General features: G+C 72.5%; 14 protein-coding genes. 13 read left to right on the forward strand and 1 reads right to left on the reverse strand.

Annotated elements, in window-relative coordinates; all coding sequences use genetic code 11:
- Positions 1–148: 148 nt before the first annotated feature.
- The 13 genes from EV376_RS04670 (at position 149) to EV376_RS04730 (ending at position 12,540) form a co-directional block, all read left to right on the forward strand.
- The gene (locus tag EV376_RS04670) at positions 149–373 is read left to right on the forward strand and encodes a hypothetical protein (protein ID WP_130320916.1); all 225 of its coding nucleotides are present in this window, start codon (positions 149–151) and stop codon (positions 371–373) included.
- Positions 374–399: 26 nt separating this feature from the next.
- Entirely contained in the window at positions 400–1,149 is a 750-nt protein-coding gene (locus tag EV376_RS04675; protein WP_130320917.1) for a flavin reductase family protein, read from the forward strand.
- Positions 1,150–1,336: 187 nt separating this feature from the next.
- Positions 1,337–1,705, forward strand: coding sequence for a DUF485 domain-containing protein (locus EV376_RS04680; protein ID WP_130320918.1), 369 nt, complete (start codon positions 1,337–1,339; stop codon positions 1,703–1,705).
- Positions 1,683–3,356 (forward strand): sodium/solute symporter, encoded by a 1,674-nt coding sequence (locus EV376_RS04685; RefSeq protein WP_130320919.1) that lies wholly within the window; start codon positions 1,683–1,685, stop codon positions 3,354–3,356. Before EV376_RS04680 ends, EV376_RS04685 begins: the two co-directional genes overlap by 23 nt.
- Before the next feature lie 127 nt (positions 3,357–3,483).
- On the forward strand, positions 3,484–4,458 hold the full coding sequence (locus EV376_RS04690; RefSeq protein WP_130320920.1) for an NAD-dependent epimerase/dehydratase family protein: 975 nt from the start codon (positions 3,484–3,486) through the stop codon (positions 4,456–4,458).
- Positions 4,459–4,534: 76 nt separating this feature from the next.
- Positions 4,535–5,794, forward strand: coding sequence for an LCP family protein (locus tag EV376_RS04695; RefSeq protein ID WP_130320921.1), 1,260 nt, complete (start codon positions 4,535–4,537; stop codon positions 5,792–5,794).
- Between the two features lie 199 nt (positions 5,795–5,993).
- Complete coding sequence (locus tag EV376_RS04700) at positions 5,994–7,205, forward strand: LCP family glycopolymer transferase (RefSeq protein WP_130320922.1); 1,212 nt, start codon at positions 5,994–5,996, stop codon at positions 7,203–7,205.
- A gap of 187 nt (positions 7,206–7,392) precedes the next feature.
- Positions 7,393–8,331: an LCP family protein gene (locus EV376_RS04705; protein WP_130320923.1), complete on the forward strand. Its 939-nt coding sequence runs from the start codon at positions 7,393–7,395 to the stop codon at positions 8,329–8,331.
- A gap of 76 nt (positions 8,332–8,407) precedes the next feature.
- The gene (locus tag EV376_RS04710; RefSeq protein ID WP_130320924.1) at positions 8,408–8,743 is read left to right on the forward strand and encodes a rhodanese-like domain-containing protein; all 336 of its coding nucleotides are present in this window, start codon (positions 8,408–8,410) and stop codon (positions 8,741–8,743) included.
- A 13-nt stretch (positions 8,744–8,756) separates the two neighbouring features.
- Positions 8,757–9,548, forward strand: coding sequence for a glycerophosphodiester phosphodiesterase family protein (locus EV376_RS04715; protein WP_130320925.1), 792 nt, complete (start codon positions 8,757–8,759; stop codon positions 9,546–9,548).
- A gap of 117 nt (positions 9,549–9,665) precedes the next feature.
- Entirely contained in the window at positions 9,666–11,123 is a 1,458-nt protein-coding gene (locus EV376_RS04720) for a sensor histidine kinase (protein WP_130320926.1), read from the forward strand.
- 67 nt (positions 11,124–11,190) lie between these two features.
- Entirely contained in the window at positions 11,191–11,604 is a 414-nt protein-coding gene (locus EV376_RS04725) for an ATP-binding protein (protein WP_486482862.1), read from the forward strand.
- Between the two features lie 51 nt (positions 11,605–11,655).
- A complete protein-coding gene (locus tag EV376_RS04730; protein WP_130320928.1) occupies positions 11,656–12,540 on the forward strand; it encodes a DUF5926 family protein in 885 nt (294 codons plus the stop codon).
- Positions 12,541–12,550: 10 nt separating this feature from the next.
- Here EV376_RS04730 and EV376_RS04735 read toward each other — a convergent pair whose 3' ends face one another.
- Positions 12,551–13,750 (reverse strand): arginine deiminase, encoded by a 1,200-nt coding sequence (locus EV376_RS04735; RefSeq protein ID WP_486482863.1) that lies wholly within the window; start codon positions 13,748–13,750, stop codon positions 12,551–12,553.
- Positions 13,751–13,838: the final 88 nt, after the last annotated feature.

Here is a 13,838-nt window from a genome sequence, read left to right on the forward strand (position 1 = left end):
GCATCCTCCCCTGTTCCGGCGGCCCCGTCCAGGGTGGAGGGTGCGCGGCCCGGCCGGTGGAGGCGACGACCCGGCGGCCGGTCCTGCGTCGGGCCGCCCCGGTCAATCCCCCGGTCGGGGTGGCCCCCGACCCCAAGGGAGGCCACCCGTGTTCAGACCGTTCCGGAGGAGTGCCGCGCTGTGGTCGTACCGGAGGAGGAGCCGGCCGGTGCCGGCCGCCGCGCCGGGCGCGATCGTGCCGGACCGGGTCCCCGCCCGGCCCGAGGTGCCGCCGACCTGGGCGACCTGGCCGACGGTGGCCCTGCCGCGACCGGGCCGGGCCGGCTGGCTGACCCCGGCGCAGACCTGGCGGGCCAACGGCGGTCGCTGGTGAAGAACGGGCCCAGCCGGCATGTGGCGATGCGCCCGCTCTGGCGGTGCCGGTCGTGCGGCGCGCACTGGCCCTGCCAGCCCGCCCGGCTCGCGCTGCTGACCGAGTACCGGCACGACCGGGCCGCGCTGCTGGTCTACCTGGGGACGCTGCTGGCCGAGGCATCGGCCCAACTGGCGCAGCTCGGTGTGCCGCCGGCCGGGCTGCACGAGCGCTTCGTGGGTTGGGCGCGGGCACGGGACGGCAGAATGTTCCACGTGAATCATGAGCCGGGTGCCCGGATCCACCACACCGACCCGTTCGCCGTCCCCGCCGAACAACGGTCTCCCGTACGTCGGTTGCGGGGTCGGCTGGCGGCGCCGGTGACGCTGTGGACGGCGCCCGGACCGGCGGGCCTCACGGTCTCCTCGACGCTGGTCGCGGAGGGTGAGCCGGACCGGCTGCTCGGCCTGATCGACCCGGAGGCCGACCTGTGGGCGGCTGCCGAGTCGGCGGGCCGCTTCGCGGTGGCGGCGCTGGGCCCGCCGCACCGGCAGCTCGCCGACCGGTTCGCGGGGCTCTTTCCGGCGCCGGGGGGCCTCTTCGCCACCGGCGCGTGGACGGAGACGGCGTACGGTCCGGTGCCCGCGGACTCCGGGGGCTGGGCGGGGTGCCGACTCGACGCCGCCCGGGAGTACGGCTGGGGCCTGCTGGTGGAGGCCACCATCGAGACCGTCGAGCTGGCCGAGGAGACCGAGCCGCTGCTGCACTACCGGGGCCGGTACCGCGAGCTGACCTGAGCGACCCCCGGGGCGAGCCACGGCTACGACGGCCGACCGGTCAGCGCAGTGATCGACGTCACTCGGCGCACCCATGGTGCCGTTCGGCGCAGCCGACGACCGATGCCGATCTCACGCTTCCCGGGTCGGGAGTGCGCTTCCTACCGTGCGCGAAACTCCCCGAGCCTGTGAAGGTGGTGATCCACAGATGTCCACGGACACACCCGCGTCCGCCCCGGCCGAATCGGCGGCGGAACGCTATCTGGCCGTTCAGCGGTCGGACGAGTTCGCCGGGTTGCGGCGCGCGCTGCGCGGCTTCGTCTTCCCGATGACCGTCGCGTTCTTCCTGTGGTACGCGCTCTACGTGATCCTCTCCGCGTACGCGCGGGACTTCATGGGCACGAAGGTCATCGGCAACATCAACATCGCCCTGCTCTTCGGTCTGCTCCAGTTCGTCTCCACCTTCCTCATCGCCTGGTTCTACTCCCGGTACGCCGACCGCAAGATCGACCCGGTGGCCGACCGGATCCGCGCCGAGATCGGGGAGGTGACCCATGAGCATGGTCCTCGCGGCTGAAGCGGGCGACACCACCGCCCGGAACCTGACCATCACGCTCTTCCTCGTCTTCGTGGCGGTGACGCTCGCCATCACCGTCTGGGCCAGCCGGCAGACCAAGACCGCCACCGACTTCTACGCGGGCGGTCGGTCCTTCTCCGGTTTCCAGAACGGCATGGCGATCGGTGGCGACTACATGTCGGCGGCGTCGTTCCTCGGCATCGCCGGCCTCATCGCCCTGTACGGCTACGACGGCTTCCTCTACTCGATCGGCTTCCTGGTCGCCTGGCTGGTGGCGCTGCTGCTGGTCGCGGAGTTGCTCCGGAACTCCGGCCGCTACACGATGGCGGACGTCCTGGCCTTCCGGATGCGGCAGCGTCCGGTGCGTACGGCCGCGGCGGTCTCCACCATCACGGTGTCGATCTTCTACCTGCTCGCCCAGATGGTCGGCGCCGGCGCTCTGGTCGCCCTGCTGCTGGGCATCAAGCCGGGCACCACCTTCCTCGGCATGGACGCGGACGCCGCCAAGATCGCCACCATCATCATGGTCGGCGCCCTCATGATCATCTACGTGACGGTGGGTGGCATGAAGGGCACCACCTACGTGCAGATCGTCAAGGCGTTCCTGCTGATGGGCGGCGCCATCCTGATGACGCTGCTGGTGCTGGCGAAGTACAAGTTCAACCTCTCCGGGCTGCTCGGTGACGCGGCGGAGGCGTCCGGCAAGGGTGCCGCCTTCCTCGAACCCGGACTCCGCTACGGCGTCGAGACACCCGGCGACGCCCTCAAGACCTTCTACAGCAAGATGGATCTGCTGTCGCTCGGCATCGCGCTGGTGCTCGGCACGGCCGGCCTGCCGCACATCCTCATCCGCTTCTACACCGTGCCGACGGCGAAGGCCGCCCGGAAGAGCGTCCTCTGGGCGATCGGCATCATCGGCACCTTCTACCTGCTCACCCTCGCCCTCGGCTTCGGTGCCGCGGCGCTGGTGGGCGGCGAGGCGATCACCGCGCAGGACCGGGCGGGCAACACCGCGGCGCCGCAACTCGCCGAGGCGCTGGGGCTGGACTTCTTCGGCGGCGACCTGGGCGGGGCCGCCCTGTTGGCGATCATCGCGGCGGTCGCCTTCGCGACCATCCTGGCGGTCGTCGCCGGTCTGACCCTCGCCTCCTCGTCCAGCCTGGCGCACGACTTCTACGCCAACGTGATCAAGGACGGAACGGCGTCGGAGCGGCAGGAGGTGGCGGTGGCACGGATCGCCGCCCTGGTGATCGGCGCGATCTCGATCGTCCTCTCCATCTACGCCCAGAACCTGAACGTCGCCTTCCTGGTGGCGCTCGCGTTCGCGGTGGCCGCCTCCGGCAACCTGCCGGCGATCCTCTACAGCCTGTTCTGGAAGCGGTTCAACACCTCCGGTGCGGTCTGGGCCATCTACGGCGGCCTGTTCGCCGCGGTGTTCCTGGTGTTCTTCTCGCCGGTGGTCTCCGGGGCGCCGACCGCGATGTTCCCCGACCACGACTGGCAGTGGTTCCCGCTGTCGAACCCGGGCATCCTCTCCATCCCGTTCGGCTTCCTGTGCGGGTGGATCGGCACCGTCATCTCGAAGGAGCGCGACGAGGACAAGTACGCCGAGCTCGAGGTGCGTTCGCTCACCGGCGCGGGCGCGCACTGAGCACCACCGGGCGGGCCGTGCACACACGCCGGCCCGCCCGGCGGGTCGTCGGGCGGTTCCCCGGTGCGGCGCGAGCGTTGCCAAGGGGAGCCGTCCCCGTCGGTGGGGCCTCGGTAGGCTGACCGCCATGAAGGTTGTGCAGCGCTTCGGCCCCGGTCACCGCATCCTCGTCACGGGCGGTGCCGGGTTCGTTCCGTCGCATCTGGTGGACGCCCTGATCGCCCGGGGTTGCACCGTCGTGGCGGTGGACAACTTCGTCACCGGCTCGAAGGAGAACGTCGCCCACCTCGCGGACACCCCGGCCTTCACGCTGGTCGAGGCGGACGTCTCCGACGGGCTGCCGCCGCACCCGGCGCTCGCCGAGCGGTTCGACGCCATCCTGCACATGGCGTCGCCGGCCAGCCCGACCGACTTCGAGAAGCTGCCGGTGGAGATCCTCCGGATCGGCTCGGTCGGCACCCTGCACCTGCTCGACCGGGCGGTCGCCGACGGCGCCCGGTTCCTCATGGCCTCCACGTCCGAGGCGTACGGGGACCCGAAGGAGCACCCGCAGCGGGAGACGTACTGGGGCAACGTCAACCCGATCGGCGTCCGCAGCGTGTACGACGAGGCGAAGCGGTTCGCCGAGGCCGCCACCATGGCGTACCACCGCAGCCGGGGGTTGGACGTCGGGATCGTCCGCATCTTCAACACCTACGGGCCGCGGATGCGGCCGGACGACGGGCGGGCCATCCCGACCTTCATCTCGCAGGCGCTGCGCGGCGCGCCGATCACCGTGCACGGCACCGGCAACCAGACGCGCTCGATCTGCTACGTCGACGACCTGGTACGCGGCATCCTGCTGTTGCTCGACTCGACCGAGACCGGCCCGATCAACTGCGGGACCGAGCACGAGATGAGCATGCGGCAACTGGCCGAGACGATCGTCTCGCTGTGCGGCAGCCGCTCCGAGGTGACCTACATCACCCGGTCCGCCGACGACCCGGAGATGCGCCGGCCGGATCTCACCCGCGCCCGGGAACTCCTCGGATACGAGCCCCGGGTCACGCCCGAGGAGGGCCTGCGACGCACGATCGAGTACTTCCGCGACCGCTTAGGGTAGCCCCTCCGCGACGAGCGGTGGCGACGCCCGCGTCGGTTCAGGGCGGCAGTGGCCCGACGTACGTACCCTGAGTTACATGTCAGCGACCACGCCCGCCGGTTTCCCGCTTCCGCACGTGCACCGCAGCGCCGGGCGCGCGTCGGTGCCGGGCTCCGGCTCCGGCGGCGCCGGGCGCGCGTCGGTGCCCGGCGCCGGCGGCCGTGCCCGGGCCCCCGAGACGCGCTGGTACCCCGCGTCCGACGAGCCGGTCCCGGGCGGCCCTGGCGGGCCCACCGGGCCGGGTGGCCCCGGCGACTTCGGCGGCGGCGGCCCCGGCCGGCCGGAGCGGCGTGGTCCCCGTCCCCGCTGGGGCCGGATCGGTCTGGTGGCGGGTCTGGCCGTGCTGGTGCTGGCGCTGCTCGGCGCCACCGGCGCCTGGTTCTACGCCCGCGGCCTCGACGACGACCTGGCCCGGACCGACCCGTTCGCACAGATCACCGGCGGCCGGCCGGCCAAGTCGGTCGACGGCGCGCTGAACATCCTGCTGGTGGGTAGCGACTCGCGCGACCCGGACGCTCCGGTGAACGAGGCCGGCAAGTGGCGCGCGGACACGATCATCGTGATGCACATTCCGAGCAACCACCAGGAGGCCTACCTGGTGTCGATCCCGCGCGACCTGTACGTGCCGATCCCGGAGAGCGCCGGCGCGGACTGCGGCTCGGGCCAGCGAGCGAAGATCAACGCGGCGTTCGCGTTCGGCGGGCTGCCGCTGGCGGTCCGCACCGTGGAGTGCTTCACCGACGTCCACGTGGATCACGTCATGGCGATCGACTTCGCCGGGTTCAAGGAGGTCACCGATGCGCTCGGCGGCGTCGAACTCAAGGTGGACAAGACGATCACCTCGATCCACAAGCCGTACCGCACCTTCACCAAGGGCGTCAACCACATGAACGGCGCCGAGGCGCTGGACTGGATCCGGCAGCGCAAGCAGTTCCCGAACGGCGACTTCGACCGGATGCGGCACCAGCAGGAGTTCCTGCGCGCGCTGCTGGACAAGGCGGCCAGCACCGGTACGCTCACGAACCCGGTCAAGCTGAACAACTTCCTCCGGGCGGTGACCGCCGCGGTCACCGTCGACGAGGGCTTCTCCCTGCTCGACATGGCCGTGCAGTTCCGCAACCTGCGCGGGGAGAACCTGACCTTCGTGACCAGCCCGCACAACGGCAGCCAGACCATCAACGGCGAATCGGTCGTGGTCTCCGACCGGGAGAAGGCCCTCGCCATGTACCAGGCGATGTCCAGGGACACCATGGCGGACTGGGTCAAGGCGAACGAGAAGACCGCCGGCGGCAACTGACGGCCGGGGTGCCGCCGGCAAGGAGCCGAGCAGCGCCCCGGGACACCACCGGTCGACCGGTGATATTCGGCCCCTCCGTTCGGATGATTTTCTGACCGGACGGCCGGGATGGCGGCATTTTTCCCTCCGGATGACCTCGCCAGGGCGGGAAAGCGTCCGTACAGTGATCCCGCCCCCCGACCATCCAGCTGGAGCATGCATGCCGGTTCAGACCAGCGGCCGCCCACCGGCACTGGAGACGCCCCGCACCTCGGCCCGGATTTCCGCCACCATCCCCGCGCAGCCCGGTGGTCGCCCGCCCGCCGCACCGCCGGCCCGGAAGCGCCGCCGCAAGGACCCGCTCTGGGCGCGGATCACGCTGATCTTCGGCGCGGTCCTGATGCTGACCAGCGGTGTCTCGCTCGTGGGCGGCAAGGTGCTGATCGACCAGGCGACCGGCAACATCGACCAGCGAAACCTGCTCGGCGACGCCGGCAAGTCGAGCGCGGAGGGCGGCGCCGACCTCAAGGGCCCGATCGACATGCTGCTGCTCGGGGTGGACGCGCGCGCGTCGTGGGCCCCGGACGACGTGCGTGCGGACAGCATCATCGTGCTGCACATTCCGGCGACCCACGACCAGGCGTACCTGATCTCGATCCCCCGGGACACCGAGGCCCGCATTCCGGCCTTCAAGAAGAGCGGCTACCACGGTGGCGTCGACAAGATCAACGCGGCGTTCCAGGCGGGTGCCCGCAACGGTGGCGGCTGGGAGGGCGGTGCCCAGCTCACCGCGCAGACCATCAAACAGATGACCGGGATCAGCTTCGACGGTGCCGCGATCATCAACTTCGGCGGCTTCAAGCGCATCATCGACACCCTCGGCACGGTCCGGATCTGCGTGAACCAGGAGGTCGAGTCGATCCACATGTCGTACGTCGACGGCGAGCCGATGTGGAACGCGGACGCGAAGAAGACCGGCAAGCCGCGTAAGCCCGTGGTGCACAAGAAGGGCTGCCGGGAGATGGAGGGCTGGGCGGCGCTGGACTACTCGCGGCAGCGCAAGACCCTCAAGAACGGCGACTACGACCGCCAGCAGAACCAGCAGCAGCTGATCAAGGCGATGGCGAAGAAGGCGACGCAGAACGGCACGCTGAAGAACCCGTCCAAGATCAATGCCCTGATCAAGGCCGCGGGGGACGCGTTCGTCCTGGACACCGGCGGCGTGCCGGTCGCCGACTTCATCTTCACCATGCGCGGGGTCGGCGGCAACGACCTGACGATGCTGCGCACGAACGGCGGCACCTTCAACGGCAACGGCAACAACCGTGAGGCGCTCAGCGCGCAGACCATGGAGATGTTCCGGGCCGTCAAGGAGGACCGGCTGGCCGATTTCGTGGTCGCCAACCCGGAGGTGCTCTCCACCCGGAAGTGACCGGGATCGGGCGAACCGGCCCGCCGGGAGGAACGCCGACCGTAGCCTGACGTGAAGAAGACTCACGTACGGGTGGCGGGGAGGAACCACGTCCAGGTCGGGGGACGGACGGGAGCGGGCCGGCGCGGGCGTCCGGTCCGGACGGCCCCGCTGGTCCCGCCTCCTGGTCGGCCTCGGCCTCGCCCTGGTGCTGCTGGCCGGGCTCGCCGTGGTCGGCCTCCGGGCGCTCACCGAGCGGTACGACCGGGCGGTGGTCAAGGAGCAACTGCTCGACCCCAGCGCCCGCCGCGACCGCACCGACCTGGACGGACCCCTCGACTACCTGCTGGTCGGGACCGACCGCTGGCGCAGCGGCGACGCCGCCGACCGGCGGTCGGACACGATCCTCATCGTGCACGTTCCCGCCGGCGGACGGGAGGCGTTCCTGGTCTCCATACCCCGGGACCTGCTGGTCGCCATCCCGGCGGCACCCGGGTACGGCGGCGGGCAGGACAAGATCAACGCGGCGTACGAGTACGGCGGCGGCGGGCTGGCCGGCACCCGCCTGCTCTCGGCCACGTTGGCCCGCCTGACCGGGATCCGCTTCGACGGCGCCGCCCTGATCGACTTCTCCGGCTTCCGCGAGGTCATCGACCTGCTCGGCGGCGTACGCATGTGCGTCGACACCGAGTTCCGCTCGATCCACACCGGCCGGGTCTTCACCCCCGGATGCCAGCGGATGGACGGCGGGACCGCCCTGGACTTCGTCCGGCAGCGCTACGACCTCCCCAACGGCGATTACGACCGGCAGACCCACCAGCAGCAGCTGCTTCGGGCGGTGCTGGAACGCACCTCGGAGACCTCGTTGCGGACCAACCCGGTGAAGCTGGACCAGCTGATCCGCGCCGTGGGCGGGTCGCTGACCGTGGACACCAACGGCGTACCCCTGGAGGACCTGGTGCTGGCGCTGCGCAACCTGCCGACGGACGCCCTGCGCGGGGTGCAGGTGCCGTCCCGGCCGCAGACCATCGGGCAGGTCTCGTACGTGGTGCTGGAGAACGGCGGCGCCGAGCTCTTCGAGGCGGTCCGGGGCCGGCGGGTCCCGGATTGGGCGCGGGCCCACCCGCGCTGGGTCACCCGACTGTGACCCGTCGCCCACCGGGGCCGGTGTCGGGAGTCCCGATGCGAGCCACGGCGGCGCCCAGGCCCTAGGCTAGGTAATCGTGTTCGGACCCCGCGTACCCACCGTGACCGTCCCCGAGATCACCGACGAGACGTACCTGCTCGACGTCCGCGAGGACGACGAATGGGCCGCCGGGCACGCCCCCGGCGCCCACCACCTGCCGATGATGGAGCTGCCGTCCCGGCTGGCCGAGGTGCCCATCGACCGCGACGTGGCGGTCATCTGCCGGTCCGGCGGGCGCTCCGCCCAGGTCGTCACGTACCTCATGCGCAACGGCTGGGAGCAGGTGCGCAACGTCGAGGGCGGGATGGGCGAGTGGGCCGCCACCGGCCGCCCGGTGGTCGGCGAGGACGGGCAGCCCGGCCGGGTCCTCTGACCGGGTACGCGCCATGCGCCGCCCCCTCGTCTTCGCGCACCGCGGCGCGTCCCACGACCTGCCCGAGCACACGCTCGCCGCGTACCTGCGCGCGCTCGACGAGGGTGCCGACGGGCTGGAGTGCGACGTCCGGCTGACCCGCGACGGGCACCTCGTCTGCGTCCACGACCGCCGCCTCGACCGCACCAGCAACGGAAGCGGCCTGGTCAGCGCGCGGACCCTCGCCGAGCTGGAGGCGCTCGACTTCGGGTCCTGGCATCCGGGTTGCGTGCCGGCCGACGGCGACGAGGTGCTGGACGAGTCGCACACCCGGCTGCTCACCCTGGAACGGCTGCTGGACGCGGTGCGCACCGCCGGCCGGCCGGTCCGGCTGCTCATCGAGACGAAGCACCCGTCCCGGTACGGCCGGGACGTCGAGCGACGGCTCGTCGCGTTGCTCGACCGGTACGGGCTGACCGAGCCCCGGCCCGAGCACCCGGTCCAGGTCACCGTGATGTCGTTCTCGCTGCTGGCGGTCCGCCGCGTCCGCGAGCTGGCCCCCGCGCTGCCCACCGTCCTGCTGCTGGAGGTGCTGCCCCGCCGGCCGCGGCTGGGCCGCCTGCCGTTCGGCGCCCGGATCGCCGGCCCCGGCATCGCGCTGGTGCGGGCCCGCCCGGATCTGGTGCCCGCGCTGCGGGCGGCCGGCAACCAGGTCTACGTCTGGACCGTGAACGACCCCGCCGACCTCGACCTGGTGCTGGCCACCGGGGTGGACGGCATCATCACCGACCGACCGGCCCAGGCCCTCTCCCGCGTCCGGGGGTGAGGAAGGACGCCCGGTTGACGCCTGCGGCAGGGGGAGGGGTCCCTCGTCGACGCCCTCCCCGACGCCGGCCGGAACGGGGATGTCCGGCGAACCGGTCGGCGGGGCACACTCGGGGGCATGCCGGAGCGCACCGACTTCTCCGCTCTCATCGCCGGCCACACCGCGGTCATCGAGATGATCAACTCTGGGGACGCCGGCTTGCCGGTCCTCAGCCAGCTGCTGCGGGTCGCGCAGACCGCGCTGGGCGCGTCCGGTATGGCGTTCGTCGAGTTCGCGCCCACCGGCGGCCGGGTGATCGCCGCCACCGGCGCGGCCGAATGGACCATCGGCCGCCCGCTCCCGGCCGACGACCCGGACACCGCCTGCCTGCTCTCCGGGCCGCGGGTACGGCAGGTGCGTACGGAACTCCTCACCGGCAAGCTCAGCGGTGAACTCGCCGACCGCGGACTGTCCCGGATGGTGGTGTCCCGGGCCGAGATCGGCGGGCTCACCGTCGGCAGTCTGCACGCCCTCTACCCCGCCGACGGCGACGAACCGGGCCCGGACCAGCACGGCGTCGTCGGCTACATCGCCTCCTGCATCGCCCACATGTACGGCGACCAGAGCGGCCTTCCGGTGCACGGCGACGGGCCGGTCGTGGCCGCGATGGCCGACGGCCTCGCCGTGGTGGACCGCGACGGCCACGTCCGGCTCTGGAACCCGGCCGCTGCCCAGGTCACCGGACGTCCCGCCGGCGAGGCGCTCAACCGGCCGCTGCCGTTCCCACTGCCCCCGCCCGGCCAGGTGCTCGACCACCGGCTGCCGGACGGCCGCTGGCTGCGGATCACCTCGGGAGAGCTGCCGGGCCCGGGAACGCTCCGGGTCGTCACCTTCCGCGACATCACCGACCAGCAGCGCCGCGACAACGACCGGGACCTGTTCGTCGCGGTGACCAGCCACGAGCTGCGCACCCCGGTGACCGTCATCAAGGGGTACGCGGACACCCTCACCGATCACTGGGAGTCGCTGACCGACGCCGACCGGCGGATGGCCGCCCGGGTGATCGGCCAGCGCGCCAACGAGCTGGCCCGCCTCGTCGACCGCCTGCTCTCGTCCGCGACCGACGCGGGACCGGGCGAGGAGCCGCCCGCCCCGTACGACCTGGCCGACGCCCTGCGGACGGCGGTGGCCGACCTCCCCGCCGAGCTGCGGCACCGAATCGCGCTCGACCTGCCGGCCGGGCTGCCGAAGGCGCTCGGCCACCGGGCCAGCCTGGCGACGGTGCTGACCGAGCTGTGCACCAACGCCGGCAAGTACTCACCGCCCGGCACCCCGATCACGATCACCGCCGGGGGCGACGGGCAGACCGTCTCCTTCCGGGTGGCCGACCAGGGCATCGGTATCCGGCCGGAGCACGTGGAGCGCGCGTTCGACCGGTTCTGGCAGGGCGAGTCCGGCGACCGCCGCCGCTTCCCCGGCGCCGGGCTCGGGCTCTATCTCGTCCGCCGGATCGTTGAACAGCAGAATGGATGGGTATCCCTCCGTCCGAAGACCGGTGGCGGTACGGTCGCAGAGGTGCGGCTGCCCCGCGGGTGACCGGCGGTGGCTGGAGGTGTGTGGAGGGGCGACGGTGTCGACGGAAGATCCCGGACGGGCGTGGTGCGTGGTGGTGCCCCACCACGCGACGGGGGCGCGGCAGGCGCGGCACCGGCTCGCCGACGAGCTGGCCGACATCGTGCCGCCGACCCTGCTCGCGGATCTGGTGGCGGTCCTCGCCGAGCTGGTGGGCAACGCCGTACGGCACGCCGACCCGCTCCCCGGCGGGGTGATCCGGGTGGCCTGGCGGCTCCGCGGCACGCCGGCCGGTCTCCGCGTCCAGCTCCGGGTGACCGACGGCGGTGCTCCCGCCGGCCCGCGGATGCGGACGGCCGACCCGGACGCGATGGACGGCCGTGGCCTGCACATCGTCTCCGGGCTGTCCACCCGGTGGGGCGTCGACCGGGACGGCCTCGGCCAGAGCGTCTGGGCCGAGTTCGAGCCCGCCGGCGCCGCCCGACCCGACCTGGTGGTCGCCTGAGATGCGGGTCCTCCCCACGTCGGCCCGCGCCGGCCTCTAGGCTGTCCGACCGTGAGCAAGCGTCGAAAGAGCCAGCGGGCCGCGGACACCACCGGGAAGCGCGAGAAGGTACGGGACGTCTTCGTGCCCCGTCCCTTCGAGGGGCTGACCGACGAGCCGGAGTGGATCGCCCTGCGCGAGCTGGTACCGGCCGCCTCCGCACCACTGCGCCTCGCTCCCGAGCTGGTGGCGGAGTTCGGCGACCGGGAGGTCCTGCTGGCCACCGTGCTGCCGATGGCGGCGCCCGCCATGACCAAGCCGGACGGGCGGGTCTTCATCGGCCTCCAGCGGCACCAGCAGTCCGGCGACGTCTCCCGGGACCTGGCGGAGGCGCTGCTCTGCGCGCTGCGTACCGAGCCGGGCGGTCAGGTGACCGTGCCGCCGCTGCCCGGGCCCGGTCCCCGACTGCAGGACGTCCTGGTCGACGGGCCGCTGGAGATCACGATGCACGACGGCTTCGAGTTCTGGCTCGACCCGGGCGCGGCGGACGATCCGACCGTGCAGGCGTCGCTGGAGCGGGCCAACGCCGCCATCTACCCGACCGTGCGGTTGTCCGCGGCGCGCGCCGCGTACTGGTGTCAGGTTCCGGAGAAGGCTCACGTGCGCTGGGTGCTCCCGGACGACGAGGACGCCGCGCTGGACGCGCTGGCGCGACTCAGCGCGGCCGGCACGTTGACGCTGGGGGAGCAGACGAAGTTCGCCGGCATGTTCCGTGCGCACGGCCGCCTCGTGCCCGTCTGGGACCTTCCCGAGGACACTCCGGCCGCCGAGTGGGAGCAGCCGGTCGCGGACTTCGCCAAGCGCTACGCCGAGGCCCTCGCCGACCCGGCTCCCCTGGACGCGGCCGCCCGCCGGGCCCGCCACGGCCTCCTCGGCCGCCAGCTCACCCTGCGCTGAGGGCACGCCGTCAGGCGGGGTCGCCTTCCGCTGCCGGCGGTGCCGTGCCGGTCAGCGGCTCGCGGACCATCGGGCAGGACATGCACCGGGGCCCGCCACGGCCCGAGCCCAGCTCGGAGCCGGCGATCGGGATCACCTCGATGCCGGCCCGCTCGAGCTGAGCGTTGGTCTCCGTGTTGCGCTCGTAGCCGACGCAGAGCCGGGGGGCGAGCGCGAGCGTGTTGTTGCCGTCGTCCCACTGCTCACGCTCGGCCGTGACCGGGTCCAGGCCGGTGTCGATCACCCGGAGCTGGTCCAGGTCCATCGCGTCGGCGGCGGCCCGCAGGAACGGCGCCGGCCCGTCCACCCGCGGGTCCGCGCCGTCGGCGCCGGCGATGACGGTGTACGCCGACAGCGTGCTGGCGATGTTCGGGTACATCAGCACGGCGTCGACGTCGACCATCGTGCAGACGGTGTCGAGGTGCATCGTGGCCCGCTCCTGGGCGATCGGCACGACCAGGATGGTGTGCGCCAGCCCCGGGGCGAAGACCTGCCGGGCGAGGCGCTCGGCACCCGCCGGAGTGGTCCGCTCGCCCACCCCGACCGCCAGGACGCCGGGAGCGAGCAGCAGCACGTCGCCGCCCTCCAGGTGCTCCAGCCACGGGTGGTAGACGAACCCCGTGCCGGCGAACCGCGGATGGTAACGGTAGATCGCGTCGGTCAGCGTCGTTTCGCGGCGCCGCGCCGGCATCGCCAGGCTGGTGACGGCGACCCGGTCGCCGATCCAGACCGACGAGTCCCGGGTGAAGAGCAGGTTGGGCAGCGGGTCGATGACGAAGTCGTGCCGGTCCATCAGTGTGTAGACCAGACCGCCCGGCCGGTCCCGGCTCATCCGCAGTTCCTCATGGGCCAGGCCGGCGACGAGCACGTCGGCGAGCGCGGCCGGGTCGAGGTACGCGAGGTGCGCGGCGACCCGGGCGCGCAGTTGGTCGCCGAGCCGGGGTGAGCGCAGCACCTGCTCGGTGAGCTCCGCCCGGGCGTCGGCGACGGCGAGCGTCTCGGCCAGCAGCTCCGCCAGGTAGAGCACCTCGATGCCGCGTTCGCGCAGGGCGGCGGCGAACGCGTCGTGCTCCTCCTGGGCCCGGCCCACCCAGGGGATGGCGTCGAAGAGCAGCGAGTCGTTGTTCCGGGGGGTGAGCCGGGCCAGCTCGGGCCCGGGGCGGTGCAGCATCACGGTGCCGAGCCGACCGACCTCACTGTCCACGTAGTGCGTCACTCTGGCAGCGTAGGGCCTGTCCGGATGGCCCGCCGTAGCGACG

This window comes from Micromonospora sp. CNZ295, assembly GCF_004217535.1.